24 protein-coding genes are annotated in these 26,006 nt (G+C 64.0%); 12 read left to right on the forward strand and 12 right to left on the reverse strand.

Annotation, left to right across the window (positions count from 1 at the left end):
* Nucleotide 1: 1 nt before the first annotated feature.
* The 4 genes from FJ546_RS02175 to FJ546_RS02190 form a co-directional block, all read right to left on the reverse strand.
* Nucleotides 2-859 carry a carbohydrate ABC transporter permease gene (locus tag FJ546_RS02175; RefSeq protein WP_140887704.1) on the reverse strand — a complete coding sequence of 286 codons (858 nt, stop codon included), beginning with the start codon at nt 857-859 and terminating at the stop codon, nt 2-4.
* Nucleotides 860-868: 9 nt separating this feature from the next.
* Nucleotides 869-1,792, reverse strand: coding sequence for a sugar ABC transporter permease (locus FJ546_RS02180; protein ID WP_023777019.1), 924 nt, complete (start codon nt 1,790-1,792; stop codon nt 869-871).
* A gap of 154 nt (nt 1,793-1,946) precedes the next feature.
* Complete coding sequence (locus FJ546_RS02185) at nt 1,947-3,392, reverse strand: extracellular solute-binding protein (RefSeq protein WP_095771173.1); 1,446 nt, start codon at nt 3,390-3,392, stop codon at nt 1,947-1,949.
* Nucleotides 3,393-3,438: 46 nt separating this feature from the next.
* On the reverse strand, nt 3,439-4,413 hold the full coding sequence (locus FJ546_RS02190; RefSeq protein ID WP_140887706.1) for a sugar-binding transcriptional regulator: 975 nt from the start codon (nt 4,411-4,413) through the stop codon (nt 3,439-3,441).
* Nucleotides 4,414-4,601: 188 nt separating this feature from the next.
* Here FJ546_RS02190 and FJ546_RS02195 point away from each other — a divergent pair, with 188 nt between their 5' ends.
* Both FJ546_RS02195 and FJ546_RS02200 read left to right on the forward strand, forming a co-directional pair.
* Nucleotides 4,602-4,760, forward strand: coding sequence for a peptide ABC transporter permease (locus FJ546_RS02195; RefSeq protein WP_140887708.1), 159 nt, complete (start codon nt 4,602-4,604; stop codon nt 4,758-4,760).
* Between the two features lie 100 nt (nt 4,761-4,860).
* Nucleotides 4,861-5,586: an MgtC/SapB family protein gene (locus FJ546_RS02200; protein WP_140887709.1), complete on the forward strand. Its 726-nt coding sequence runs from the start codon at nt 4,861-4,863 to the stop codon at nt 5,584-5,586.
* Between the two features lie 17 nt (nt 5,587-5,603).
* Here FJ546_RS02200 and FJ546_RS02205 read toward each other — a convergent pair whose 3' ends face one another.
* The 7 genes from FJ546_RS02205 to ftsZ all read right to left on the reverse strand — a co-directional run bounded on the left by FJ546_RS02205 (nt 5,604) and on the right by ftsZ (nt 13,399).
* Nucleotides 5,604-6,881 carry a trehalase family glycosidase gene (locus tag FJ546_RS02205; protein WP_140887711.1) on the reverse strand — a complete coding sequence of 426 codons (1,278 nt, stop codon included), beginning with the start codon at nt 6,879-6,881 and terminating at the stop codon, nt 5,604-5,606.
* 22 nt (nt 6,882-6,903) lie between these two features.
* Nucleotides 6,904-7,944, reverse strand: a complete 1,041-nt coding sequence (locus FJ546_RS02210) for an ABC transporter ATP-binding protein (protein WP_140887713.1) — start codon at nt 7,942-7,944, stop codon at nt 6,904-6,906.
* A gap of 21 nt (nt 7,945-7,965) precedes the next feature.
* Nucleotides 7,966-8,811, reverse strand: coding sequence for a carbohydrate ABC transporter permease (locus FJ546_RS02215; RefSeq protein ID WP_140887714.1), 846 nt, complete (start codon nt 8,809-8,811; stop codon nt 7,966-7,968).
* Between the two features lie 13 nt (nt 8,812-8,824).
* A complete protein-coding gene (locus FJ546_RS02220) occupies nt 8,825-9,670 on the reverse strand; it encodes a sugar ABC transporter permease (RefSeq protein ID WP_140887716.1) in 846 nt (281 codons plus the stop codon).
* A gap of 171 nt (nt 9,671-9,841) precedes the next feature.
* Nucleotides 9,842-11,113: an ABC transporter substrate-binding protein gene (locus FJ546_RS02225; RefSeq protein WP_140887718.1), complete on the reverse strand. Its 1,272-nt coding sequence runs from the start codon at nt 11,111-11,113 to the stop codon at nt 9,842-9,844.
* 36 nt (nt 11,114-11,149) lie between these two features.
* The gene (locus FJ546_RS02230) at nt 11,150-12,193 is read right to left on the reverse strand and encodes a substrate-binding domain-containing protein (protein WP_140887720.1); all 1,044 of its coding nucleotides are present in this window, start codon (nt 12,191-12,193) and stop codon (nt 11,150-11,152) included.
* A 174-nt stretch (nt 12,194-12,367) separates the two neighbouring features.
* Nucleotides 12,368-13,399, reverse strand: a complete 1,032-nt coding sequence (ftsZ, locus tag FJ546_RS02235) for a cell division protein FtsZ (protein ID WP_140887722.1) — start codon at nt 13,397-13,399, stop codon at nt 12,368-12,370.
* A 273-nt stretch (nt 13,400-13,672) separates the two neighbouring features.
* On the opposite strand from ftsZ, the gene FJ546_RS31070 reads away from it, so the two are divergent.
* The 3 genes from FJ546_RS31070 (at nt 13,673) to FJ546_RS02250 (ending at nt 16,305) form a co-directional block, all read left to right on the forward strand.
* Nucleotides 13,673-13,837 (forward strand): hypothetical protein, encoded by a 165-nt coding sequence (locus FJ546_RS31070; RefSeq protein ID WP_181167779.1) that lies wholly within the window; start codon nt 13,673-13,675, stop codon nt 13,835-13,837.
* Between the two features lie 123 nt (nt 13,838-13,960).
* Nucleotides 13,961-14,659, forward strand: coding sequence for a GntR family transcriptional regulator (locus FJ546_RS02245; protein WP_140887724.1), 699 nt, complete (start codon nt 13,961-13,963; stop codon nt 14,657-14,659).
* Nucleotides 14,660-14,949: 290 nt separating this feature from the next.
* A complete protein-coding gene (locus FJ546_RS02250) occupies nt 14,950-16,305 on the forward strand; it encodes a glutamine synthetase family protein (protein WP_140887726.1) in 1,356 nt (451 codons plus the stop codon).
* Between the two features lie 3 nt (nt 16,306-16,308).
* Here FJ546_RS02250 and FJ546_RS02255 read toward each other — a convergent pair whose 3' ends face one another.
* A complete protein-coding gene (locus FJ546_RS02255; RefSeq protein ID WP_140887728.1) occupies nt 16,309-17,169 on the reverse strand; it encodes a MurR/RpiR family transcriptional regulator in 861 nt (286 codons plus the stop codon).
* Nucleotides 17,170-17,333: 164 nt separating this feature from the next.
* Between FJ546_RS02255 and murA the strand changes: the two genes are divergently transcribed.
* From murA to FJ546_RS02290, 7 genes are all read left to right on the forward strand, one after another.
* The gene (murA, locus tag FJ546_RS02260; protein WP_140887730.1) at nt 17,334-18,590 is read left to right on the forward strand and encodes a UDP-N-acetylglucosamine 1-carboxyvinyltransferase; all 1,257 of its coding nucleotides are present in this window, start codon (nt 17,334-17,336) and stop codon (nt 18,588-18,590) included.
* A complete protein-coding gene (locus tag FJ546_RS02265; protein WP_140887732.1) occupies nt 18,587-19,471 on the forward strand; it encodes an N-acetylglucosamine kinase in 885 nt (294 codons plus the stop codon). The genes murA and FJ546_RS02265 overlap by 4 nt, the downstream gene beginning before the upstream one ends.
* 161 nt (nt 19,472-19,632) lie before the next feature.
* Nucleotides 19,633-20,556, forward strand: a complete 924-nt coding sequence (gene murQ, locus FJ546_RS02270; protein ID WP_140887734.1) for an N-acetylmuramic acid 6-phosphate etherase — start codon at nt 19,633-19,635, stop codon at nt 20,554-20,556.
* A 149-nt stretch (nt 20,557-20,705) separates the two neighbouring features.
* On the forward strand, nt 20,706-22,223 hold the full coding sequence (locus tag FJ546_RS02275; RefSeq protein ID WP_140887736.1) for an ABC transporter substrate-binding protein: 1,518 nt from the start codon (nt 20,706-20,708) through the stop codon (nt 22,221-22,223).
* 34 nt (nt 22,224-22,257) lie between these two features.
* Nucleotides 22,258-23,217: an ABC transporter permease gene (locus FJ546_RS02280; protein WP_140887738.1), complete on the forward strand. Its 960-nt coding sequence runs from the start codon at nt 22,258-22,260 to the stop codon at nt 23,215-23,217.
* Complete coding sequence (locus FJ546_RS02285) at nt 23,217-24,056, forward strand: ABC transporter permease (protein ID WP_140887739.1); 840 nt, start codon at nt 23,217-23,219, stop codon at nt 24,054-24,056. The genes FJ546_RS02280 and FJ546_RS02285 overlap by 1 nt, the downstream gene beginning before the upstream one ends.
* On the forward strand, nt 24,053-25,801 hold the full coding sequence (locus FJ546_RS02290) for an ABC transporter ATP-binding protein (protein ID WP_140887741.1): 1,749 nt from the start codon (nt 24,053-24,055) through the stop codon (nt 25,799-25,801). Before FJ546_RS02285 ends, FJ546_RS02290 begins: the two co-directional genes overlap by 4 nt.
* Nucleotides 25,802-26,006: the final 205 nt, after the last annotated feature.

A 26,006-nucleotide genomic window follows, 5' to 3' on the forward strand; every position in this document is an offset into this window, starting at 1 on the left:
TCTATCCTTTCACCGCGCCAAGGGAGAGGCCTTCGACGAGATAGCGCTGCGCATAGAGGGCGAGCGCCAGCGTCGGCGTGATCGAGAGCACGATGGCCGCCGAGATCTGGCCGTACTGGATGCCGGAGGAGGTGATGAAGGCAAGCGCGCCGACCGTCACCGGCTGCTTGTCGGCCGAGGCCAGCACCAGTGCGAAGACGAAATTGTTCCAGGCGAAGATGAAAGCGAGCAGGCCGGCGGCGGCGATGCCGGGACCGGCGAGCGGCAGCGCGATCTTGCGGAAGGTGGCGAACCAGGAATGGCCGCCGATGCGGTAGGCATATTCGATGTCGGCCGGGATATCCTCGAAATAGCCGCGCACGATCCACAGGATCAGCGGCAGGCAGATCAACTGGTAGACCCAGATCAGCCCGACATAGGTGTTGGCGAGACCGAGCTTCTGGAAATAGAGGGTGAGCGGCAGCAGTACCAGCAGCGCCGGCGCGAACTTGAACGACAGCAGCGTGAAGGCGATGTCCTCCGAGCCTCGGAATTTGTGGCGCGCGAAGGCATAGGCCGCCGGAACGCCGAGAAGCAGCGAGACCGCGACCGAGGTCACCGACAGGAACACCGAATTCCACAGGTTACGCATGAAGGCGATGTCGAGCGTGCCGGCGGCGGTCATCAGCTTGCCGGTGATCAGCGCGGTGTAGTTGGCGAGCGTCGGCTCGAAGATCAGCTGCGGCGGGATGCGCAGGATGGTCTCGTTGGTCTGGAACGACATCATGAAGATCCAGACGATCGGGAACATGAAGAAGATCACGACCAGCGTCAGGGCTATGCCGCGCAGGATGCGCTCGAGAAGCGAGGTGTGTTCCATCCCGACCTCCTATGCCTGGCCACGGGCGCGTTCGCGCAGCCTGAGCCAGTTCTTGATGAAGATGTTGGAGAGGAAATAGGTGATCGCCCACAGGATGATCATCAGCGCCGCCGAGCGGCCGACATTGGTCGACTGGAAAAAGTTGAGATAGGCCTCGACCTGGAAGACGGTCAGCGTGTCGCCCGGCCCGCCTTGTGTCATCGCATAGATGATATCGAACTGCTGGATGGAATCGAGCAGCCGAAACAAGGTCGCCGTCAGGATGTAGGGCGTCAGCATCGGCAGTGTGATGCGGAAGAAGACGAAGCTTCGCGGCACGCCATCGAGCGCGGCCGCTTCGAAGGGCTGCGTCGGCAGGCTGCGCAGGCCCGCGAGCAGCAGGATCATGATGAAGGGCGTGTAGACCCAGATATCGACCAGCACCACCGTGAACAGCGCCGTCGACGGCGACGACGCCCAGCGGAAATCCTGCAGGCCGATGAGGCTGGCGAGATAGCTGAGCACGCCGAAGCCGGGATTGGTCATCAGCTTCCACATCAGCGCGGCAAGTGCGGGCGCAGTCATCAGCGGCATCAACAGCATGATCGAGATAAAGTTGTTCAGCGTCGAGCGCTTCTGCAGCAGCAAGGCGATGGCGAGGCCGAGAAGCAGTTCCAGCACGACTGTGGTGCCGGCATAGAGCAGCGACACCTTGAGCGTGTTCCAGAATTTCGGGTCGGTGAAGAAGGAAATGTAGTTGTCGCCCCAGTTGAACTGCCGCGCCCAGGGCTGGCTCAGCCGATAGCGCTGGAAGGAATAGACGACCGAGGTGAGGAACGGGATCAGGATGCCGATGCAGACGAGCAAGGCCGGCAGGCTGAGCACATAGGGCAGCACCCGCTTGCTGATCCTGAAGCCGGATGGCTTGGGCCTTTGCGATACCACCGCAGTCATCGAGTTGCTCCATTGTTGCTGTCGCTTCGCCCTGCCGGCCGCCCAAGGGAGCAAGGCGACCGGTGGGGCGAATGGCGGCCACCTTCCGGCACCGCATCGCAAACGTGAAAAGGCGTGATGAGGGCCGGCCAGGCAGGCCGGCCCTCGTTGCGACTTAGCCGAGCCCGGCTTCCTTGAGCTGGCCGTTGATGCTTTCGGCGAGCTTGTCGAGGCCCTCGTCGACCGGCACTTCCTTGGCCACCATCTTCTGCAGCGTCGCCGCCCATTCGGTGGTGAGATCGAAGAACAGCGGCTGAGCGGTGAACTTGATCGAGGCGCCCGGCGCCGAGGCGTCGAACATCTCGACATAACCGGGATAGCTCTTGTTCAGCTTTTCGCGGAACATCTCGTCCTTCCAGACCGACTGGCGGACCGGATTGACGAAGTCCATCTTGGTCGCGCCGAACAGCCCATGCTCCGGCCCGGAGGCCCATTGCATGAAATACCAGGTGGCGTCCTTGTCCTTCGAGAAATTGGACATCGCCAGCGACCAGATCCAGATGTTGGGTGTCGCCGCCTTGGCTGCCGGGTTGGCCTTGAAGCTTGCGAAGGCGAGCTTGCCGGCCATCTTGTTGTCGCCGCCATTCATGAAGTAACCGAGGATATCGGCGTCGAAGATCATCGCCGAGGCGCCGGCACCGAGATCGGTGCCGACCTGATACCAGGTGTAGGTCGACCAGTCCTTGGGGCCGCTCTCCTGGATCATCTGAACCCACTGCTTGTGGAAAGCCTTGGACTGGGTGGTGTTCATAGCGGCCGACAATTTGCCGTCCGCCGAAACGTTGAGGTCCTTCTGGTCAAAATTGGCGTAGGCCGACAGGAAGCCCGGATGGATCGTCGCCCAGGAGCGCGAGCCACGCACGCCGATGCCATAGACGCCGCCACCGACATCCTTGGTGAGCTTGGCCGCCGCGGCAACCATCTCGTCCATGTTGCCGGGAATGGTGACGCCGGCCTTGTCGAACATCGCCTTGTTGTAGGTGATGTTGTTCTGTTCGAAGCCCCACGGAATGCACCACTGCTTGGCATCATCCGAACCCAGCGCGCCGCCCGGCTTGCCATTCCAGGCACAGGAATTCTTGACGCCGGGCAGGAAGTCGTCCCAGGCATAGTTCGGGTTGGTCTTGGCCGGATCCTTGATCCATTCATTGAGGTCGGTGATCCAGCCGGCAGGGCCATAGGTCCAGGTCATGTACGCGCCGGTCATGAAGGCATCGTATTCGGGCGAGCTTGCCGAAAGGGCTGCCGTGACCTTGTCGAAATAGACGTCTTCCGGGAACACGTCATAGACGACGTTCATGCCGGTCAGCTTCTTGAAGTTTTCGAGATCGGCGATCATCGCATCGGCATAGGGATGCTTGTTGAGCAGGAGCTTGATGGTCTTGCCCTTATGCGCCTGCCAGTCGAAGTCGGCGGCAAGCGCGCGGGTCTGCCCAAGATTGAGCAGCGTGCCGGCGGTGCCGGCGGCAAGGCCCATGGCACCGAGGCCCTTGATCAGCCCGCGACGGTCGACTTGTCCGCGCAGGAAGGCATCAATGAGGTCTTTCTCTTTCTCATGCATTTCGTCTTCTCCTCCACAGGGTAGTTTCAACTGAAACTGATACCGGCTACCCGACCGGCGTCTCTTCCACGAGCGATCGCGCCGTCCGCTCGTCTGTTATCAAGCCCTTGAGATAGCGGCCTTCGAGCACCGACTTGATGGCGCGAACCTTGATCTTGCCGCCGGCGACGGCGACGATCCGGCGGCTGGCAATGTCCTCGCGCGTCAAGGCCAGCGCCCGGTCGGAAACGGTCGTCGCCACCGCCTTGCCGGCCTCGTCGAAGAAATGGCCGAGCAATTCGCCGACACCACCATTGCGGCGGATCTCCTCCATCTCGCCCTTTTCGATCATGCCGGTGGCAACCAGCGACGCCTCGCGTTCGGCGGTGCCGATGCCGGCGAACAACAGGTCGGCGGAGCGCGCGAGATCGAAGACCTCGCTGATGCCCTTCTGCCCGAGCAGGACGGTGCGATCCTCTGCCGTGTTGGCGAACATCGGCACCGGCATGACATAGGCTTCGGCACCGGTGCGTTCGGCCAGGCGATGGATGACGTCATGCGGGTTGGCCGAGAATTTGCGCGTAAGGCCGCCCAGCAGCGAGACGAAGCGGATCTTGTCGGTCGAGGTGCGCGGCAGATATTCCACGCAGCCGGCAAGCGTGCGGCCATGGCCGACGCCGATCAGCGCTTCCTCGCCGCGCTCGATCTCGCGCTTGAGGAACTGCGCGCCGGCAATGCCAAGCGCCTTGAGCGGCAGATCCTCGGAATCGAAGTCCGGAACCACCTCGCAATAATCGAGGCCGTAGCGGCGGGACAGTTCATCCTCGAGCTCGACGCATTCCGACACTTCGCCGTCGATATAGACCTTCACCAGCCCTTCCTGGTTGGCCTTGGTGATGAGGCGATGGGCCTTGAGGCTGGTCAGTCCCAGCCGCTTGGCGACCTCGGACTGGGTCAGGCCGCCGGCATAGTGAAGCCACGCGGCACGCGTCGCCATGCTGGTTTCGTCGTCGCGCAGGAGGCCGTTGCCGAACCCTACCATTTCCACCCTATGATATTTTTATCAGTTGCTGCAAAATTTTTCACAAGGCTTCGCCGGAGTCAAGCGCCGCCTTTCAAATCGCGCGGCGGCGTGGTCGATGGGCCGCGCGTTCGGCTGGAACCTCCGGAGGGCAAAACGGTTCTTCAGTTGAGGTTCAGGGTAGCAGCGCCGGTCGGAAGGAGCACGTCATGAGCAAGGATCGCGGCAGGCAGGGACCGGTTTTTTCCGGACAGGACGCAAGGCAGGGCGAAATCATCCTGCGCACCCGCGCGCAGCGAATCATCTTCATCGCCGGCCTGGTCGGTATCGTTGTCCTGGCACTGGTGTTGGTTTTCGCCGTCCGGTGACCGACACGCCAGGCTCGCCCCGAGTGCGTAAAGCATAGCGCCGCGAGGAAACCATCGGCGCCGGGCGGTGTTGAAAATCCCGGGGGCGGAGCACGGAACGATGTTCGAACCGCTTTGCTGCGATATGCCGCTTCATCCGACCTGGCCCGATCTCGTCGCACGCCTCCTGCTTGTGCTGGCGGCAGGTTTCCTGATCGGTCTGAACAGGGAAGCGCGCGGCCACACCGCTGGGCTTCGGACGACCATCCTGGTTGGGCTTGCCGCCGCGGTTGCCATGATCCAGGCCAACTTGCTGCTCGATACGATGGGCAAGGGAGCGGACTCCTTCGCCCGCATGGATGTGTTGCGTTTTCCGCTTGGCGTGCTGACCGGCGTCGGCTTCATCGGCGGCGGCGCCATCCTCCGGCGCGGCGATCTCGTGACCGGCGTCACCACCGCCGCCACGATGTGGATCATGACGATGATCGGGCTTGCGTTTGGCGGCGGCCAGTTCGGCCTTGCCGCAATTACGACGCTGCTGACCCTGGTGACGCTCCAGGCGCTGAAATGGGTCGACCTCCGGATCCGGCGCGATCACCATGCGGTCCTGTCGGTCTCCTGGGCGAAGGGATCCCCGCCAGACCTTCAGGAGATGGTGCGGCCGCTTGGCTATGACGCGCGCCTTTCGACGATGGAGCACGACGCCGACCGCGACCGCTTCATCTACTCGTTCAATCTCGAATGGAAGCAGCCCGACGCGATCGAACCGTCGACGGAAATCCTGGCGCTGGTCGCCCGGCAATGCGAGATCGAACGGTTTGAGCTGATCGGCGAGAAAGCGTCCTGAAGAGGCGGCCAGCGCACTTACGCACCACGCAGGAACTCGATCACCATCGCCGCCGTCCACGTGAAACGGCCGCCGCCGAGCGGCTCGCCGGTCAGCGGGTCGTAGTATTCGGCAAAGCCGCTTTCCCGGATGAGATCGAGGCTCGACCTCGTGATGTGCCGTGCCGCCTCGCCATGGCCGGCGGCGGCAAGGCCGTCTGATATCATGTAGTTGACCACCAGCCAGACCGGACCGCGCCAATAGCGCTTGGCGTCGAAGCGCGGATCGCCGGGATCATGCGACGGCACGAAATAGCGTGCCTTGCCGGCAAGCCGTTCGACGGCTGCGGCGATCGCGGCGACACGAGGCTTGGGGATGGCCGCGAAGGCCGGCAGGAGGCCGCCTACCGACGGGCTGTCGATCAACTCGCCGGTGACGCGGTCGAGGCAGAGGTATTGGCCACGCGCCTCGCTCCACAGCCGCTCCATGGCCACCAGGCCCTTTTGCGTGCGGGCACGATTGGCGGCGGCAATTTCGGTTTCGCCGAGCGCCTCGGCGAGATCGGCAAGATCGGTCGCAGCGCGGATCAGGATGGCGTTGAAGCCGGGATCGACGACCTGGAACGGCGAGGCGTCATGTAGCCTGGCATTGTCCCAGGCAAGCCCGCGAAAATGCTGCACCAGCCAGATGTAGCGGTCATACTGCTCGCGCGTCGGCCGATGCGCCGGGTCGGCGTGCAAGGTGTCGCGGCGAGTATAGGGCTCGACGCCTTCGGTCGGCACGCGCTCGAAGGCATCGTCCCAGTCGATGGAATTGTCGCGGCCGGACTCCCAGGGATGGATGATAGCGACCAGCCCCTCCCCCTCGGGATCGCGGCTCTCGTAAAACCAACGGTGCCAGGCATCGATCTTGGGCAGCAATGCGCGAGCCCGCTCCGCCGCCAGTTTCTTGTCGTTCGCCCGGTCGAACAGTCGGCGCGCGGCAAAGCCGGCGACCGCCGGCTGGGTGATGCCGGACGTCGCTGTCGGACGGCCAGTCCGCCAGACTTCGGGGCCAGGAAAATAGCCGTCGTTCCAGACATGAAAGACGATGTGCGGCACCATGCCGTCCGGCCACTGATGCGCGAACAAGGTCTCCATCTCGGTCCAGGCCCGCGCCTCGTCGTAATGGGCAAGGCCGAGCGCGGTGAGGCAGGAATCCCAGTTCCACTGGAACGGATAGAGGCCTTTTGTCGGGATGGTGTAGGCGCCCTGGTCGTTCTCCCTGAGCACCTCGACGGCGCGGGCGATGATGTCACGGGTGGCGGAAGCAGTCATGGGCGTTTCAGGTCTTTCGGCGTCAAAGGGCATTGGTGGTTTCGGGATCGAACCAGCGGATGCGGTCGGGTTTGGGCGCCAGGCGCAGATCGTCGCCGACCTGAACGCTGGCGTTGGAGTCCAGGATGGCGCGGAACAGGCCGCCCTCGACATCGCAGGTGACCAGCGTGTGCGGCCCGAGCGGCTCGATGACGCGCACCGTGGCGTGCAAACCCTCGCCGCCCGCGTCGACATCCTCGGGACGGACGGCGAATTCGAGCTTCTGCTTGTCCGAGTTGGGGCCCGGCAGCGTCAGCCCGGCAACGGTCCAGCTGCCGTTCGCGGCCTTGGTCGCCGGGATAAAATTCATCGGCGGATTGCCGATGAAGGAGCCGACGAAACGTGCGGCCGGATTGCGGTAGACCTCGACCGGCGAGGCCGCCTGGACGATGCGGCCCTGATGCATGACGGCGATGCGGTCGGCGAGGCTCATCGCCTCGACCTGGTCGTGGGTGACATAGATGGTGGTGGTCTTCGATGCCGCCAGCACGCCCTTGAGTTCGGCGCGCATTTCCAGCCGCAGCAGCGCGTCGAGGTTGGACAGCGGCTCGTCCATCAGGATGACGTCGGGCTCCATGGCGAGCGCGCGGGCGACCGCGACACGCTGGCGCTGGCCGCCGGACAATTGGCCGGAATAGCGCTTCAGCAATTGCTCGATATGCATGAGTTCGGCGGTGCGGTTGACGCGGCGCTCGACCTCCTGCAGCGGCAATTTCTTCATGCGCAGGCCGAAGGCGATGTTCTCGAACACGGTCAGATGCGGAAAGACGGCATAGTTCTGGAACACCATGGCGATGCCGCGCTCACGTGGCGGCAGATGGTCGACGCGGCGCCCGCCGATCCACACCTCGCCCTGGCTTGGGCGTTCCAGCCCGGCGACAATCCTGAGCAACGTGGTCTTGCCGCAGCCCGACGCGCCGAGCAGCACCATGAATTCCTGGTCTGATATTGTGAGGTCCACCTGATGCAGCGCGGTGAAGCCGCCGAAGCGCTTGGCCACGTCCTTGATTGCGATTTCAGCCATGGGCCGTCTCCGTGTACCGCGTCATCGGTTGGCGATCCCCCACATGGCGAAAAGGTATTTGCGGACGGCGAAGATGAAGATCAGCGCCGGCACGACCAGCGCCGCCCCGCCGGCGAATTTGAGATAGAGCGGCGACTCGCCAAGGCTCTGCAGCAGGAAGGCGGTCAGCGTGCGGTTTTCGATGGTGAGCACGGCAGCCGCGAACACCTCGTTCCAGGAGATGGTGAAGGCAAATACCGCCGATGCGGCTATGCCCGGCAGCGCCAGCGGCAGGATCACCTTGCGGAAGGCCTGCCAGCGCGTGCAGCCGAGCGTCCAGGCTGCTTCCTCCAGCTCAATGGGAATGCCCGAAAACAGCGAGAAGGTGATCAGCACGGCGAACGGCAGCGCCAGCGTGGTGTGCACCAGCGCCAGCCCGATGGCGGTGTCGTCGAGGCCGGTGCGGATGAACATCACCGCCAGTGGCAGCGCCAGAAGCGGCAGCGGGAAGGCCCTGGTCATCAGCACGAGGAAGCGGAAGCTGCCCTTCCCCGGAAAATCGAAGCGCGACAGCGCGTAACCGGCCGGCGCGCCGAAACCGATGGCCAGGATCATCGTCAGCGTGGCGACAAGCACCGAATTCCACAGCGCCCTGGCAACGCCGGCGAAATTGGTGAAGAACGAGAGGCTGCCGAGATCGAAGGACGGGAAGAAGCGCTTTGGGAAAGCCGTCACCTGATCGGGCGACGACAGCGCGTTGACGATCAGCAGATAGATCGGCAACAGCACCCAGACGCCAAGCAGGATGGCAGTGGCGATCAGCAGCCAGTCGCCGGCCTTGCGTGCGTCGGCGACGGCTGCGATCGGCGTCTCGGCAACGGCGCTCATATCCGGGCGGCCTTCATATCCGTGCCTCCTTGGGCACACGCAGCACCCTGAGGAAAAACAACGTAAAGCCGATCGAGATGGCGAGGATGAGCAGCGCCGAGGCGGCGGCGACGTTGCGGTCCTGCAGCGTGAACTGCCAGTTGTAGGTCTCGCCCATCAGCACCGGCAGATTGGTACCGCCGAGTGCCGCGACCACGGCGAAGACCTCGAAGGCGAGGATGACGCGCAGGATGATCGCCGTCTGCAGGCTGGGGCGCAGCAACGGCAGCGTGATGCGCACGAAGCGCTGCCACGGGCTTGCCCCGAACACCTCGGCCGCCTCGTAATATTCCTTGGGGATCAGGCCCATGCCGGCGACGAGGATGACCATCATGATTGCCGTGGCCCGCCAGATCTCCGCCAGCGCCACGGCGATGAAGATGGTCAGCTTGCTCTGGTAGCCGAGGAACATGACCGGCCTGTCGACGACGCCCAGGCTGGAAAGCAGCGTGTTGAGGAAGCCGGACTGGTCGAAGATGGCGAGCCAGATCAGCCCGGCGGCGAGGTCGGAAATGCCGAGCGGAATGGCAAAGACGTAAAGGGCCGCGCTGCGCCCGGTCTCCAGCCGCGACACCACGCTTGCCATCAGCAACGCCATGGTCAGTTGGATCGGCACGACGATTGCGGCCAGCAGCAAGGTGTTGCGCACCGTGGCGGGGAATTTCCAGCTGCCCGCCATGGTGCGGAAATTGTCGAGGGTGAAGGCGCCGTCGCGGGTCACCGCCTCGAAGGCGACGAGCGCGAACGGGTAGAGGCAGAAGATGCACAGGAACAGCGTCGCCGGCATCAACAGCAGATAGGGCAGAGCCTTTCCGTGCATTTGTGGTGTCCTTTGAAGCCGCGGCCAAGTGGTGCGGTCTGGGCGCCCGGAGTGCAACAAACTCCGGACGCCCCCCTCGGGAGGATGTCTTATCGTTTGACCATGATCTTTTTCGAAAACCGGCTTCCACTTTTCGCTGACGCGGTCCTTCGGTTCGGGATCATGGTCTGCCTATTCCACCGGGCAAGCGCCCTGGGATGGCTTGTCGGGCGCCCAGCATGGCGCCTTCGCCTGGTCGATGATCGCCTTCAGCGCGGCCGCCTGCTGTTCGAGCACGCCGTGCACGTCCTCGCCGCCGAGCACGATGCGCTCGAAGGAGTCGGTGTAGACCTGGTTGAACTTGCCGCCGAGGTCGCCGAGCCCCATCGGCAACAGCGCCGGCAGAGCATCGGGAGCGCCGGTCATAGTGGCGATGGCAGGGCCGAACGCCTTGACCGAGGCCGGCATGTCGTCGGGCAGCTTGACGTCGACGACGGGGAAGAAATTGGTCGCCTTGAGCGTCGCGATCTGTGTTTCCGGCTTCAGCATATAGGCGACCAGCGCCTTGGCCTTCTCCTGGTCCGGCGAGGTCTTCGGAATGGCAATGCCGGCCACGACCAGCATGAAGCCGCGGCCGGCAGGCCCGGCCGGCGCGGAAAAAGCAACAAACTCATCCGGCTTCTTATTGAAGGCATCGGCGAGCCGCGCGACATGGTCGAACGCCACCCAGACTTCGCCCGAAAGCAGCGGCTCCTGCATGAAGGCGTAGTTGGTCGAGTTCGGGTTGGTGTACTGCCACAATTCCTTGAACTTGTTCCACGCCGTCTCGGCCTCGGCCGAACGGAATTTCGTGACCATCGAACCGGTGTAGGACGGGTAGAGAAAGCCTTCGAAGAAGCGATGCTTCAGTCCCTTGGGGCCAGCCGGAAAACCGAATTTCGGCGAGCCGGTCTTCTCGGCGATGTTCTTCGACCATTCGATCAGCTGGTCATAGGTGATGGTGTTGAGATCGGTGCCCGCCGGCAGATATTGCAGCGCCTGCTTGTTGGCCGCCATCAGATAGGTTGCCTGCATCCAGGGCATGTATTTCTGCTCGCCGGTGCCGAGCATGCCGAGCTTCTTGTAGGCCGCGTTGACCTTGACCCCGCCGACATCGACAGTCGACAGGTCGACAAGATTGGCGCCTACGGTGGAGAAATCGCCGTGCAGGCCGCCAAGCAGGCCGATCGTGCCGGAGCCGGCCTGCAATTCCGCCTGCAGGCGGGTGAGCCAGGGACCGTCCTCGGCGACCTGGTAATCGACCGCGCCTTCGAAGCCTTTCAGCACCTCGTCGCGCATCTTCTGCGTTTCCTCGACCGGGCGCGCCTGCGTCGACCAGAACAGCACCTGCTGAGCCTGGGCGCCACCGACGGCGACCGACAGCGCCAGCGCGGCACCAGCCAGTGTCTTCAATGCTCTCATCATGGTCTTCCTCCCTGGATATGCGCCGGCATTGCGGCGTCAGCTTCTTGTCCGTGGCGCCGGCCCATGGCTTGCCCGCGCAACCAGTGTCGGCCGGATCAGCCGCGTCAGCGGCTTGCCGGGTTTCTCGGCGATGACAGCGAGCAGCATGTCGGCGATCTCGCGCGCACAATGGCGGATCGAAGCATCGAATGTGGTGAGGCCCGGCGGCGCATAGGCGGAGGCGGCGATGTTGTCGAAGCCGATGACGGACAGCTCGCGCGGCACGCTGAGCCCCGCACGGGCAGCCTCCTCCATCACGGTCAGCGCCAGTTCGTCGAACAAAGCGACAATGGCCGTCGGCCTGTCGGAGCCTCGCAGCATCCGGTTGACGGCCTCGATGCGCGCCTCCTGGTCGAAGCGCGGCGCCGTGACCACGTCGAGCCGCACCGAGGGGTCGCCCCGCCGGGCGATGGCCGCGGCAAAACCATCTTGCCTGAGATGGCGAAAGGTCATCGCCTCCGAGATCGTCACCAGGCCGAAATGGCGGTGGCCGAGATCGTAGAGCATGTCGAAGGCTTCGCCGAAGGCGTGCGCGCCGTCCGTGTCGAGCCAGTTGTAGCCAAAGTCGCTGTCGAGCAGCCGGCCGTGAGCGACGAACGGGAAGCCACGCGCGCGCAGATAGGCAAGGCGCTCGTCGGTCTCGGCGATGCGGGTGACGACGACGCCATCGGCGCGCCCGGATTCAACGACGTGGCGCAGCACCGACAGTTCGGAATGGCCAAGTGCGGCCGTGGCCAAAATGAGGTCGGCGCCATGCGACACCAACCCTTCGCCGAGCCCGGTGACGAATTCGCCCAGGAAGGAATCGACAAGATTGGGGCCGCGTATCGGCAGGACGAGGCCGACGAAACCGCTGCGGCCCGAGACAAGCGTGCGCGCCGCGGTGTTGGGCACATAGCCGGCCTGGCGCGCTGCCTGCGCGACGCGCTCACGTGTCTTGAGCGCGATCTGCTCATGGCCGGCAAGCGCCCGCGAAACCGTCGTGATCGACAGGTCTAGGCTTGCCGCAAGCTCCTTCAGCGTGATGACGCGGGTGGTCATCGATCCTCCTCCGGCGAGTTTGAAACGTTTGTAATTGTCTTTTGCAAAAATGCAAACGTTTTAAATTTCGATCGGAGGCCGCTTTGCCCGACTAGGGAGCGCAAGCAAATGCGGCGAGCCTGCGTCATTGCGCAGGCCGCCTGCCCGAGGCTCCGTCAATTCGAAGAGAAAAGTCTACTGCAAGATCCGTGCGGCGGATGGCATGGAATGGTCATGCGCGATGCCGGCATCGGCGTCGCCGATCGCCCTATCGAGACCGGTTGCTACCACGGAAACCCTGAAACGGCCTTCCATGCTCTTGTCGAAGATGGCGCCGACGATGATATCGGCATCCTCGTAGACCTCCTCGCGGATGCGGGTGGCGGCTTCGTCGACCTCGAACAGGGTCATGTCGCGGCCGCCCGATATCGAGACCAACACGCCCTTGGCGCCTTTCATCGACACTTCGTCGAGCAGTGGGTTGGCGATCGCGGCTTCGGCCGCCTTCATCGCCCGGCTTTCGCCTGACGCCTCGCCGGTTCCCATCATGGCGCGGCCCATGCCGCGCATGATCGATTTGACGTCGGCGAAGTCGAGATTGATCAGGCCTTCCTTGACGATGAGATCGGTGATGCAGCTGACGCCGGAATAAAGCACCCGGTCGGCGATGACGAAGGCATCGGCGAAGGTGGTCTTGGCATCGGCGATGCGGAACAGGTTCTGGTTCGGGATGACGATCACGGTGTCGGCGGCTTCGCGCAGCCGCTCGATGCCCTCCTCGGCCATCTGCATGCGGCGGCGCCCCTCGAAGGTGAAGGGCTTGGTGACGACGCCCACCGTCAGTATGCCGGCCTTGCGCGCCGCTTGCGCGATGATCGGGGCTGCGCCGGTGCCGGTGCCGCCGCCCATGCCGGCGGTGACGAAGCACATATGCGTGCCGGCCAGGTGATCCATGATCTCGTCGAGCGATTCCTCGGCCGCGGCGCGGCCGATCTCGGGCAGCGAGCCGGCGCCCAGACCTTCGGTGACATGCGCGCCAAGCTGGATCAGCCGCGTCGCCTTCGACATGGTCAGCGCCTGGGCATCGGTGTTGGCGGCAATGAATTCAGTGCCCTGAAGCTGCTCCACGATCATGTTGTTGATGGCGTTGCCGCCACCGCCGCCGACGCCGATAACGGTGATCTTGGGCCTCATCTCGGAGATTTCCGGCTTCTTGAACTCGGCCATGCCTGCTTCTCCTTCGCCAATTGCGCGCGCTTCACGACCCACGAGCAGACTGTCTGCAAGACATTGCAATCGAGCGGCATGACGCGAATCAGTCCGTTCGGATGGGTGCCCCAAAAAGCCAGAGAGCGGCCGGACGTGCAAGTGCGCGCAAGGTCAAGATTTGTGATCGCGATATTGCAAACCGCTACGCGGATGCCGCGTGCGTGCAAACCAGGCCGAAAGGCCAGCAATTACGCTGCCCAGCGTACGTTGCGGCGAGGCGAACGCCGATACATGGCGCAGACGCTGATCATGCATGCCAATCACCGACAAAGCCCGGCTGCTTTGTCCAAGCTGCGCGAAACCGGGCTACCGGACAGTCTCTCCCGCGTGCGCCGGCTTCGTGCCGCGCTACCTGCCCTTGGCCGCATTGCTAACGGCTTGCCGCGCAACGATTGAGGCGTCTATCATGCGCCGATATATCGCTGACTTCGGCGTCCGCCGTGCTCGGCCCAATCAAGATCACCTGCGGCTGCCGTCGTCAGGCCAGATTTCAGAACGAACGAAGTAGCGCCCCCGCCAATGGCCGACAGAACACGATTCGGGCTGAGCGCCATCGACACCGTTCCCTTGCATGAGAAGGTCTATCTGGAGCTTGTGCGGGCGCTGATGTCCGGCCAGTTCACGCCCGGTCAGAAGCTGACGTCGCGCAAACTCGCCAAGGAACTCGGCACCAGCGACATGCCCGTGCGCAGCGCCTTCATGCGGCTGCAGGCGCTGCGCGCGCTGAGCCCGATGCCGAACGGCAGCGTCGAAGTGCCGGTCATTTCGGCCGAACGGTTTTCGCAACTGACGGCCGTGCGCACGATTCTGGAAGGCTCGGCGACCGAGCTCGCGACAAAGCGTGTCAACGGCAACAATCTGCGGACGATCCGACGCCGCAGCACCGAATTGACCCTGGCTGCGCGCGAGGGCGATATCGACGACTATCTCAGGAAGAATTACGCCTTCAAATTCTCGATCTATCGCCATTGCGGCAACGAGCAGATGATCTTCCTGATCGAGACCGTGTGGATGCAGGTCGGCCCCTTCCTCCGGAACCTCGCCATGGGGTTCGAGGACGATCTCTCCTCCATCCTCGACATCGACTATCACGAGGAAGTCGTCGCCGCGATCGAGACGCAGGACGCGGCGCGTGCTCGCGCGGCCATCGTTCGCGACATCAACGAAGGCGCCGCGCACATCCTGCGCCAGGCCAGATTTCCGGGCGCCAGAGGTTAGGATTGGAGGGCGATAGTCGCTCGCCCCAAAAGGGTCGATCATGCCAGCCCGGCGGCGAAGCAGGCATGCCGAATGCCCCTTGGCTTTCCGCCTTCTAGGCCCTATGTTGCGATCGCAGATCGCGCAATTGGTTTTGAAATGCCTCCCGATATCCCAGCTAATGACTTGAAAAAATAAGGAAAAATATCCGGCAGTGGCTGGATAGCTTTCCGAAAACTCACAAGCATTTTGTACCAGGGATAGCGCAGCCGGCAGGGCTTGGGCACCTTCGAAAACCAGAGGTTTCTAAATTGAGCGATGCAATTGCGGACGTTCTGAGCTGGCTTGAAAGCAGAAGCGACATACAGAGCCTGAGGGCGGCGGTGTGCGACCTCAACGGCGTCATGCGGGGAAAACGCATACCGGTGGAGCAGGCCCGCAAGGCGCTGGAAGGCAAGCTGCGCATGCCCTATTCGCTGATTGGGCTCGACATCTGGGGCGAGGATATCGAAGGCAACACGCTGGTCTTCTCCACCGGCGATGCCGATGGGCTCTGCCAATGGACGGGACGCGGCATCCTGCCGGTGGACTGGACGGCGCATCCGACCGCGCTTGTCCCGCTCTGGCTCGCCGATGAAAGCGGCGCGCCGTATCTCGGCGATCCCCGGCGGGCGCTGGCGCGCATCCTCGACCGCTACAGGGCGCTCGGCCTGACCCCGGTCGCGGCGACGGAACTTGAATTCTATCTGGTTGATCCGCAATCGCAGCGGCCGGTCGGCCCTGTCTCGCCGGTCACCGGGCGGCGCCTCGATTCCGACGCGGCGCTGTCGATCGACGAGATCGACGATTTCGAGGCCTTCATCCACGACGTCTACGAAGCCTGCCGGGCGCAAGGCATTCCCGTCGACACGGCGATTGCCGAAAATGGCGTCGGCCAGTTCGAGATCAATCTGAACCATGCCGCCGACGCGCTGCGGGCGGCCGACGATGCGGTGCTGTTCAAGCGCACGGTGAAGGGCATTGCCCGCAAGCACGGTTTTGCCGCCTGCTTCATGGCCAAACCCTATGGCGACCGCGCCGGCAACGGCTTTCACGTGCATTTCAGCCTGGTCGACGCCGAAGGGCGCAATGTGTTCGACGACGGCACCGATCAGGGCTCGGAAACCATGCGCCACGCGGTTGGCGGGCTGCTGGCGGCGATGGCCGAGAGCACGCTGGTGTTCGCCCCACACTTCAATTCCTACCGCAGGCTCCGTCCGCGTTCCTATGCGCCGACCGCGGTCGCCTGGGGTTACGAGAACCGCATGGTCGCGATCCGCATTCCCGGCGGCCCGACCGGAGCGCGCCGCATCGAGCATCGCGTGTCGGGAGCGGACGCCAATCCCTATCTGGTGCTTGCCGCCATATTGGGCGCGGCCCTGATCGGCATCGAAAGGCAGATATCGCCGGGCGAGCCGACCGGGAGCGACGGACAAGGCGCGGCACCAGCCAAGCTGCCGCCGGACTGGGCCTCGGCGATCGCCACCTTCGAAAGCGGCACGCATGTGGCGGAGATCTTCCCGGCGATCCTGCGCGACTCCTTCGTCGCCTGCAAACGCCAGGAGTTGAATACGTTTGCTCTCAACGTCAGCGATTTCGAGATCGAGACCTATCTCGAAAGCGTCTGAGGCCTACGAGGACCGCTCGGCCTTCAGCACCGAGACCGCCGCTTCGCTGTTGTGGACATAGTCGTTGGCGTCCGGCTGCTTCTGCAGCAGAAGGATGAACAACAGATCGGTCAGCGTCAGCTGCGCGTCGCGCGCGGTGATTGAGGAAGAGCGCGCGCGCTCCTCGTCGGCGATGGTGTAGAGGCGGATGTCGGCGACCCGGCTCAGCGGATTGTCGTGCAGGCCGGTGACGGCGATCACCGTCGTGCCGCGCTTGGCGGCGAGCTCGGCGATGCGCAAGGTTTCGATGCTGGCGCCGGAATAGGACAGCGCGAACAACACGTCGCCAGGCCCGAGCGTCGCGGCATTGGCCATCTGGATGTGGCTGTCGCTGTCGTGCAGCACGTTGCGGCCGAGCTTCATCAGCTTGTAGGAGAAATCGCGCGCCACCAGCGAGGAGGCGCCGACGCCGACCAGATGGATGCGGCGCGCGCCATCGAGCAGGTCCAGCGTCCGGGAGATGATGCGCTCGCTGTTGGCGGCGACGGTCTGCTGCATCGACAGAAGCTTGCTGCCGATCAGTTTCTTGAGGATGACCGGATAGGTGTCGCCAACCTCGATCGAGCCGTGGATGACGCCGGCCGGCACCTGCCAGTCCTGTACCTTGGCCTCGCTGACGGCGAGCTTGAGCTCCTGGTAGCTGGCATAGCCGAGCTTCTGGCTGAACTTGACGACACTCGACTGACTGCGCCCGATCTCGGCTGCCAGCGCTGCCGTCGACAGGCGCAGCATCTGGTCGGGATTGTCGACGATGTACTGGCCGATCTCGCGATCGCCGGGCGCCATGCCGTCGAGCTTCGCATTGATCTTCTTGAGAACGGACATGGGCCCTCTGGAGCGCTTCGATGCTCGGAGGAATAAATTATTCCAATTTAGATTGACAGCCAAGAACGCAGAATTAATTCTCGAACCGGCCAGGTTCGAGAATCGAACGGCTCTCCCGGAGAGACCGGCCGCCGACCGGGCTTTCGCCACGAAAGGGTTCAGCCATGGACAGATTGCGGATCTTCGGCGGACCAAGACTGCAAGGCGCGGTCGCCATTTCCGGCGCCAAGAACGCTGCCTTGCCACAGATCGCGGCCGCCCTGCTCAGCCCCTACCCGCTCGAGCTGACCAATTTGCCTGATGTGACCGACGTCGAGAACATGCTGGGCGTGGTGCGGCTTCACGGCGCCGAAGTGACGCGATCGGCGCATGCCGCGATGATCGACACAAGTGCCGCCGTTTCCAAGGAGACATCCTACGACACGGTGCGAAAAATGCGCGCGACGGTGCTGGTTCTGGCGCCGCTGCTGGCCCGTTTCGGCCATGCCCGCGTTTCGCTGCCGGGCGGCTGCGCGATCGGCGCGCGACCGGTCGACATGCATGTCGCCGCCCTCGCCGCGCTCGGTGCCAAGATCGCCATCGAGAATGGCCTGATCGTCGCTTCGGCGCCGAACGGGCTGACCGGGACGCGCGTCGTGCTCAGTTCGCCGTCCGTCGGGGCAACGGAAACCGCCATGATGGCGGCGACCACGGCCAGGGGCGAAACCGAGATCCTCAATGCAGCGCGCGAGCCGGAAGTGGCCGATCTCGCCGCTTGCCTCAACGCCATGGGAGCGCGCATCGAGGGCGCCGGCACGCACCGCATCCTGATCGCCGGCGACACCGGTTGGCACGGAGCCAGGCACGACATCATTCCCGACCGCATCGAGGCCGGAACCTATGCCATCGCCGCGGCAATCACCGGCGGCCAGCTCGAGCTCACCCATGCCCGGCTCGAGCATATGGCCTCGGTGGTGCAATTGCTGGAAGCCACCGGCGTCAGCGTCTGGCCCGGCGATCGCGGGCTCATCGTGTCGCGTGACCGGCCGCTCAAGGCCGCCGATCTCACGACGGAACCCTATCCGGGGTTTCCGACCGACCTGCAGGCGCAGTTCATGGCACTGATGTGCTGCGCCGAGGGTGCGTCGCTGCTGCGTGAAACCATCTTCGAGAACCGCTTCATGCATGTGCCCGAACTGATGCGGCTCGGCGCCAACATCAAGCTGCAAGGCACCATGGCTTTGGTGCGCGGCGGCGAGAAACTGCATGGCGCGCAGGTGATGGCCACCGACCTACGCGCCTCGGTGTCGCTGGTTCTGGCCGCGCTGGTCAGCGAAGGCGAGACGATCATCAACCGCGTCTATCATCTTGATCGCGGCTATGAGCAGTTGGACCGCAAGCTGCGGCTCTGCGGTGCCGACATCGAGCGGCTGAGCACATGAGCGGCGCTGACTATTTTCTCGGCGTCGATGGTGGCGGCACCGGCTGCAGGGCTCGTATCGAAGATGCGAAAGGCAACGTGCTGGGACAGGGCCTGTCCGGCCCAGCGACGACGCGGCTCGGCATCGACGCGGCCTGGGCCTCCATAGTCAAAGCCTTTGGTGCGGCGATCGAAGAGGCTGGCTTTGGGCCGAGCGAGACCTCCCGGATCCGCGCCGGCATCGGGCTTGCCGGTATCGGCCGGAAGGGTGCGTTGGAAGCGCTGCAGGCGATCGCGCACCCCTTTGCGAGCATCGATTTCGTCAGCGACGGCGTCGGCGCCTGCCTGGGCGCCCATTCCGGCAGGGATGGCGCCATCGTCATTGCCGGGACCGGCTCGATCGGCCTCGGCTTCGTCGAAGGGCGCGACCTGCGCGTCGGCGGCTACGGTTTTCCGATCTCCGACGAAGGCAGCGGCGCCGATCTCGGACTGAAGGCCGTGCAAATGGCGTTGCGCGCCCATGACGGGCGGCACGAGCGGACGGCGCTGCTGGCGGAAGTGATGCAGCGCTTCGAGGGCGATCCCATGGAAGCGGTCGCCTGGATGGACGGCGCCAGCGCCACCGACTATGCGGCGCTGGCGCCGATGGTGATGCGCCATGCCGACCAGGGCGATCCGGCCGGACGACGCATCGTGCAAGGTGCCGCCGAGCAGATCGACACGCTGGTGCGGGTGCTGTTCGAAAAAGGCGCGCCGCGCGTGACCTTGCTGGGCGGCCTCGCCAGCCCGCTCGAACCTTGGCTTTCGCCCGATGTAAGGCGCCGCCTGAAGCCCGCCGACGGTGACGCCGTGTCCGGTGCGATCATCCTTGCCAAGAGATCGCTCTGCGTACGGCAGGTTTAGCCATTTAGGAATAAAATATTCCACTCCCCTGTTGACGATACGAATATCCAATTCTAAAAAGTTAACGAGAAAAAACTGTGATGACGGACCCAAGGTCCGTGTGCCTGGTGCCCGTTGAGCCATGTCGGACGCCGACAGCAGAATTTTTTGAAAGCACTGGAATGACCGAGCAAGGGTTGATGTCTGAGCTGGACCTGCTGGTTTCCGAAGGCCGCAATCCGCGGACGATGGATATCGACCTGCTGCCCACCATCGATGTGCTGCGCAAGATCAATGACGAGGACAGGATTGTGCCTGTGGCTGTCGAAAAGGTGCTGCCGGAAATCGCCGCCGCGGTCGACCGGATCGTGCTTGCCTTCCAGAAAGGCGCGCGGCTTATTTATGTCGGCGCCGGCACCAGCGGCCGGCTCGGCGTCCTCGATGCGTCGGAATGCCCGCCTACCTTCCGCGTGCCCGAGGACATGGTGATCGGCCTGATCGCCGGCGGCCCGGACGCTTTGGTGCGCTCGTTGGAAGGCGCCGAGGATGATCCGAAAATGGGCGCGCAGGCGTTGCAGGAGATCGGGCTCACACCGGACGATGTCGTGGTGGGTATCGCGGTCAGCGGGCGCACGCCTTACGTCATCGGCGGACTGAACTATGCGAAGCAGGTCGGCGCGACCACGATTGCCCTGTCCTGCAATCCGGCATCGACCATTGCCGGCATCGCCGACATCGCCATCTCGCCGGTCGTCGGGCCTGAGGTTCTCACCGGATCGACCCGACTGAAGTCGGGAACGGCGCAGAAGCTGGTGCTCAACATGCTGACCACGGCCTCGATGATCCGCATCGGCAAGAGCTATGAGAATCTGATGGTCGACCTCAACCCGTCCAACAAAAAGCTGGTCGCGAGAGCCATCAGGATCGTCATGCAGACGAGCGGCTGCACGGCGCAGCGTGCCAAACAGGTGCTCGCCCAGACCGGCAATGATGTGAAGCTGGCGATCCTGGTGGCGATCACAGGCTTCGATGTCGAGGCGGCGCGCGCGGCGCTCGGCAAGGCCGGAGGCTTCCTGCGAAAGGCGATCAGCGACAGGACGGCATGAAGCCGCACGGGACAAGACGGCGTGAAGCCGCTTTAGACAAGACGGCGTGAAGCCGCATAGACTGGGCCGATACTCCAAAGCATGTGTGTCTTGGAAGCGGTCCGTAGAAACTGCAAGGCATCAAGTTCAAATCATAATGGGAGACGAAAATGGCAAGGCATCTCACAAGAACACTCCTGTCGGGCATCACGGTTGCCGCGATGCTCGGCGTGGCTGTGGTTTCAGCGCAGGCGGCAACGCTGCACATGGCATGGTCGCAGGACGCTACGGGACTTGATCCGCATAAGCAGACGGCCTTTTCGTCGCTGCGGCTCCTGGAACTGATCTATGAGCCGCTGGTGCGCGTCGATGCCAGCCTGCAGATCATCCCGGCAATCGCCACTTCCTGGGAATTCTCCAAGGACGGCAAGGAGCTGACCTTCAAGCTCGATCCCAAGGCGAAGTTCCAGGACGGCACGGCCGTCACCTCCGCCGACGTCAAGGCCTCGTTCGAGCGCATCCTCGACGAGAAGACAGGCGCGGCCGCGCGCGCCAATTTCCTGTCGATAGCCGGCATCGACACGCCTGATGCGGCCACCGTCGTCTTCCATTTGTCGCAGCCCGACGTGCCGATCCTGACGGCAATGAGCGATGTCAACGCGGCGATCGTCCCAGCCAGTGAAATCAAGGCCGGGTCGATCGGCACCAAGGCGCTTGGTTCCGGCCCGTTCAAGCTCGACAAATGGGACCCCAACGCCAAGGAGGTGCTCAGCGCCAACAAGGACTGGGCCGGCGGTGCGACCGGCGTTGACGGCATCGAGATCAGCGTGCTGCCGGACGAAGCAGCGATTCTGGCCGCCATGCGCACCAAACAGATCGATTTCGCCCTGCTCAACGATCCGCTGGTCGCGACACTGGTGCCGAAGGAGGCCAGCCTGCAGCTGAACCGCGTGCCGGTGCTTGCCTATCACGTGCTGCAGCTCAACCCGTCACGCAAGCCGATGACCGAGCTCAAGGTGCGCCAGGCGATCTCCTGCGCCATCGACCGGCAGGAGGTGCTGGACACGGCTTCGCTGGGCGAAGGCAAGGTCACCGGACCGCTGACCATCCCGGCGCTGGCGACCGATCCGAGCCAGCTGTTCTGCTACAAGCGCGATGTCGAGAAGGCCAAGAAGCTGATGGCCGAAGCCGGCTATGCCGACGGCTTTTCGGCGACGGTGATCGGCGCCACCGGCGAGCCGCCGACGGCGGCGGCGGAAGCCCAGGTCATCCAGTCGCAGCTGGCCGAAATCGGCGTCAAGCTGGATATCAAGATGATGGAGCTCAACGTCTATGTCGACGCCTGGCTGAAGGGCGATTTCGACATGGCGATCGCGCTCAATGGCGGTCGCGCGGACCCCTACACGATGTACAACCGCTACTGGACCAAGGCAGGCAATCTGCAGAAGGTGGCCAACTACATCGACGACACGCTGGACAGCCAGATGCAGCAGGGCCGCGCCGAGACCGACCCGGCCAAACGCAAGGCGATCTTCGCTGCATTCGAGAAGCACCTCGCCGAGATGTCGCCGTGGATCTGGCTCTACACCTCCTACAGCTACACGGCCCAGCAGAAGAACATCGCCGGCTTCGTGCCGACGCCGACGGGCACGCTGTTCAGCCTGAGCAAGGTTACCATCCAGCAGTAGCCGCAGCAGGCATTGGACAAGAGGACTTCTTCGCGTGAACTATCTGATGCGACGACTGGCGACGTTTCCTCTCGTCCTGCTTGGCGTGTCCATCCTTGTCTTCGTGGCGATCCGGATGGTGCCGGGCGATTCGATCACGGCGATGCTGGGGACGGAGGCGGGGCTGCTGACGCCGGCACAGCGGGATTCGCTCGCCGCCTATTTCGGCATCGACCAGCCCTGGTTCGTCCAGTACTGGCGCTGGATCGGCGGCATCCTGCACGGCAATTTCGGCATTTCGGTCACTTATGGCAAGCCGGTGCTCGACGTCATCCTCGAACGCTTCCCGCTGACGCTGGAATTGGCTCTGCTGTCGATGGTCATCGCGCTTGCCGTCGGCATGCCGGCCGGCATCTATGCCGCCACGCATAGCGAAAGACCGTCCGATCTCGGGGTCCGCGTCGTCGCCATGATCGGCCAGTCGACGCCGAGCTTCGTGCTCGGTCTCTTGATCGTCTACACGCTGTCGGCCGGCTTCGGCGTGCTGCCGGCGATGGGCGAATTCGCGCCGCTCTGGCAGGATCCCTTGCGCAATCTCGGCCAGCTGATCCTGCCCGCCATCACGCTCGGCTTTGCCTTCGCCGCGTCGGTCACGCGCATATCGCGCTCGGCCATGCTCGACGTTTTGAGCGACGACTATGTGCGCACCGCGCGCAGCAAGGGAGCGTCGGCCCGCAGCGTCATCTGGCGGCATGCGCTCCCCAATGCACTGATCCCGGTGGTGACGCTGAGCGGCATCGAATTCGGCTATCTCTTGGGCGGCGCCGTCATCGTCGAGCAGATTTATGCCTTGCCCGGCCTCGGTCGCATGGTGCTGGACGCCATCCTGCAGCGCGACTACGCACTTGTGCAGGGGGCCGTGCTGTTCATCGCCTTCAACTTCATGATCGTCAATCTCCTGGTCGACCTCGCCTATGTCGCGCTCGATCCGCGCATCCGGCTGGGAGAGCAATGATGCGCATCCTGCGCGCCATCTTCGGCCACGGCAGTGGCCGCATCGGCGGCGTCATCGTCGGCATCTATCTCATGATAGCCATCCTTGGCCTGCTCGGGCTGACGCCGCACAATCCGATCACGCAGTTCCGCGTCGACCGGCTGCACGCACCCAACGGCGCCTACTGGATGGGCACCGACCTGTTCGGCCGCGACGTCGCCAGCCGGTTGATGGCCGGCATCGGGCAATCCTTCACCGTCGCCTTCTTTTCGGTGGCCTTCGCGACCCTTGCCGGCACAGTGCTCGGACTGGCGGCAGCCTGGCTCGGACGCCGCTGGGATGGCGTGGTGATGCGCATCATGGATGTGCTGCTGGCATTCCCGGCAATCCTTCTGGCGCTGCTCATCGTCACCGTTGCCGGGCCGGGCACATGGACCAGCGTCGTCGCCATCGGCATCGTCTACACGCCGATCTTCACGCGCGTGGTGCGCGGCCCTGCCCTGTCGCTCAAGGCACGCGAATTCGTCGACGCCGCGCGCACTTTTGGAAGCAGTTCAAGCTACATCGTCACGCGGCACCTGCTGCTCAATCTGGTGGCGCCGCTGACCGTGCAGGTGACGCTGGCGCTGGCCTGGGCGCTGCTGACGGAAGCCGGATTGAGCTTCCTTGGGCTGGGCACACAGCCGCCAGCCGCCTCGCTCGGCCTGATGCTGAGCGACAGCCGCAATCTGATGGAGACCGCGCCCTGGCTGATGATCTTTCCGGGACTGACAATAATGATCAGCATCCTCGGCTTCAACCTGCTGGGTGATGCCTTGCGCGATATCCTCGACCCCAGGATGCGGAGGGCGCCGGCATGACGCCGCTGCTGTCGGTCCGCGATCTGCACGTCGGCTTCGGCCGCGATCCGCACGCCAATGAGGTGGTGCGCGGGGTCAGCTTCGACCTTGCCGATGGTGAAACACTTGCCATTGTCGGCGAAAGCGGCTCCGGCAAATCCGTCACCGCGCTGTCGATCAACCGGCTGATCGATTTTGGCGGCGGCCGCATCACCGGCGGCGCGATGACGCTGAAGCGGGCCGACGGCAGCCTCTTCGACCTGATAACTGCCACCGAACCGCAGCTGACCGGCATTCGCGGCGCCGAGATCGGCATGATCTTCCAGGAGCCGATGACCTCGCTCAATCCGGTGCTGACCATCGGCACACAGATCGAGGAATCGTTCCGGCTGCACCGCGGCCTGACCGGTCGGCAGGCCAGGGCGGCGGCCCGGGATGCGCTCGACCGCGTGCGCATTCCCGATGCCGCGCGGCGGCTGAAATATACGCCAAACCAGTTGTCGGGCGGCATGCTGCAAAGGGTGATGATCGCCATTGCGCTCGCCTGCAACCCACGCCTGCTGATCGCCGACGAGCCGACCACCGCGCTCGACGTCACCGTGCAGGCGCAGATCATGGCGCTGCTGGCCGAGTTGAAGCGCGAAACAGGCATGTCCGTCATCTTCATCACCCATGATATCGGCCTGGTTGCCGGCATCGCCGACAAGGTGATGGTGATGCAGAACGGGCAGGCCGTGGAGCAAGGCGAGCTGAACCAGGTCCTCGACAGGCCGAGGCACCCCTACACCCAGCATCTGCTGCAGGACGTGCCGCATTTCGCCGATGGAAGCGCGACCCGCGCGGACGGCCAGCGCGACAAGGGTGAAAACACACAGCCGGCCTTGAAAGTCGACGGACTGGTGGTGCGGTTTCCCCTCAAGAGCAATTTCTTCAGCCGCGCCACCGGCGCCGTGCACGCCGTCGACGGCGTCGACTTCGACCTGATGCCGGGCGAGACGCTGGCCATCGTCGGCGAGAGCGGTTCCGGCAAATCGACAACCGCGAAGGCCGTCCTCGGACTGGTGCGCTCGACGCGCGGCAGCTTCTCGGTCGGCGCTCGAGCGGCTTCCGCCGAGCGCAGCGCCAAGCCCGTGCAGATGGTGTTTCAGAACCCCTATGCCTCGCTCAATCCAAGGCTGGCGATCGAAAGCATCCTGGCCGAACCGGTGATCGCCAACGGTGGTCGTGTGGACACCGAGACACGCGCCAGAATGGCGAGCCTGCTGGAACGCGTCGGCTTGCCCCGAAATAGCCTGGGGCGCTATCCGCATGAATTCTCGGGCGGCCAGCGGCAGAGGCTGTGCATTGCCCGCGCGCTGATGCTCAACCCGTCCGTGGTCGTTCTCGATGAGGCGGTGTCGGCACTGGACGTCTCGGTGCAGGCCAAGGTGCTGGAGTTGCTGGTCGAATTGCAGCGCGAGTTCGGTCTGGCCTATCTCTTCATCTCGCACGACATGGCGGTGGTCGAGCGGATCGCGCACCGCATCGCCGTCATCTATGCCGGCCAGATCGTCGAGATCGGCGACGCGGCCTCGGTTCTGTCGAAACCGAAGCATTCCTATACGAAGAAACTGATCGCAGCGGTTCCGACCATCGAGCGGCGGCGCGAGCATTTTGAACTGGACACACGCCAGGTGCCCTCGCTGGTGCGCCCGCAAGGGTTCGAGCCGGCGCCGGCGCGATGGGAGCAGTTCGGCAGGGATCATATGGCGAGGGTCGAGGCGTGATGGCCCAGGGATATCTCAGGTTGGCGGGACAGCGCCCCCCTCTGCCCTGCCGGGCGTCTCCCCCACATGGGGGGAGATCGGATGTCGTGGCGGCTTTCGCCAATCTCCAACGTTGGAAAGTTGGCGGGACATCAACGCTGCCGATCTCCCCCCTCGTGGGGGCCGGCAGGACAGAGGGGGGCGGGAAGGATCTCGGCCTCTCAGA

The sequence above is a fragment of the Mesorhizobium sp. B2-4-19 genome (assembly GCF_006441315.1).
Taxonomy (GTDB): Bacteria; Pseudomonadota; Alphaproteobacteria; order Rhizobiales; family Rhizobiaceae; genus Mesorhizobium.

Bases quoted from the DNA above. Each gene is read 5' to 3' on its own strand.
- FJ546_RS02220 (WP_140887716.1), bottom strand. From the start codon at position 9,670: ATGCACGGAAAGGCTCTGCCCTATCTGCTGTTGATGCCGGCGACGCTG.
- FJ546_RS02290 (WP_140887741.1), top strand. From the start codon at position 24,053: ATGACGCCGCTGCTGTCGGTCCGCGATCTGCACGTCGGCTTCGGCCGC.
- FJ546_RS02285 (WP_140887739.1), top strand. From the start codon at position 23,217: ATGCGCATCCTGCGCGCCATCTTCGGCCACGGCAGTGGCCGCATCGGC.
- FJ546_RS02230 (WP_140887720.1), bottom strand. From the start codon at position 12,193: ATGACCACCCGCGTCATCACGCTGAAGGAGCTTGCGGCAAGCCTAGAC.
- FJ546_RS02210 (WP_140887713.1), bottom strand. From the start codon at position 7,944: ATGGCTGAAATCGCAATCAAGGACGTGGCCAAGCGCTTCGGCGGCTTC.
- FJ546_RS02205 (WP_140887711.1), bottom strand. From the start codon at position 6,881: ATGACTGCTTCCGCCACCCGTGACATCATCGCCCGCGCCGTCGAGGTG.
- FJ546_RS02195 (WP_140887708.1), top strand. From the start codon at position 4,602: ATGAGCAAGGATCGCGGCAGGCAGGGACCGGTTTTTTCCGGACAGGAC.
- FJ546_RS02180 (WP_023777019.1), bottom strand. From the start codon at position 1,792: ATGACTGCGGTGGTATCGCAAAGGCCCAAGCCATCCGGCTTCAGGATC.
- FJ546_RS02245 (WP_140887724.1), top strand. From the start codon at position 13,961: ATGGCCGACAGAACACGATTCGGGCTGAGCGCCATCGACACCGTTCCC.
- FJ546_RS02190 (WP_140887706.1), bottom strand. From the start codon at position 4,413: ATGGTAGGGTTCGGCAACGGCCTCCTGCGCGACGACGAAACCAGCATG.
- murA (WP_140887730.1), top strand. From the start codon at position 17,334: ATGGACAGATTGCGGATCTTCGGCGGACCAAGACTGCAAGGCGCGGTC.
- FJ546_RS02185 (WP_095771173.1), bottom strand. From the start codon at position 3,392: ATGCATGAGAAAGAGAAAGACCTCATTGATGCCTTCCTGCGCGGACAA.
- FJ546_RS02175 (WP_140887704.1), bottom strand. From the start codon at position 859: ATGGAACACACCTCGCTTCTCGAGCGCATCCTGCGCGGCATAGCCCTG.
- FJ546_RS31070 (WP_181167779.1), top strand. From the start codon at position 13,673: ATGGCGCAGACGCTGATCATGCATGCCAATCACCGACAAAGCCCGGCT.
- FJ546_RS02275 (WP_140887736.1), top strand. From the start codon at position 20,706: ATGGCAAGGCATCTCACAAGAACACTCCTGTCGGGCATCACGGTTGCC.
- FJ546_RS02255 (WP_140887728.1), bottom strand. From the start codon at position 17,169: ATGTCCGTTCTCAAGAAGATCAATGCGAAGCTCGACGGCATGGCGCCC.
- FJ546_RS02225 (WP_140887718.1), bottom strand. From the start codon at position 11,113: ATGATGAGAGCATTGAAGACACTGGCTGGTGCCGCGCTGGCGCTGTCG.
- ftsZ (WP_140887722.1), bottom strand. From the start codon at position 13,399: ATGGCCGAGTTCAAGAAGCCGGAAATCTCCGAGATGAGGCCCAAGATC.
- FJ546_RS02215 (WP_140887714.1), bottom strand. From the start codon at position 8,811: ATGAGCGCCGTTGCCGAGACGCCGATCGCAGCCGTCGCCGACGCACGC.
- murQ (WP_140887734.1), top strand. From the start codon at position 19,633: ATGACCGAGCAAGGGTTGATGTCTGAGCTGGACCTGCTGGTTTCCGAA.
- FJ546_RS02265 (WP_140887732.1), top strand. From the start codon at position 18,587: ATGAGCGGCGCTGACTATTTTCTCGGCGTCGATGGTGGCGGCACCGGC.
- FJ546_RS02200 (WP_140887709.1), top strand. From the start codon at position 4,861: ATGTTCGAACCGCTTTGCTGCGATATGCCGCTTCATCCGACCTGGCCC.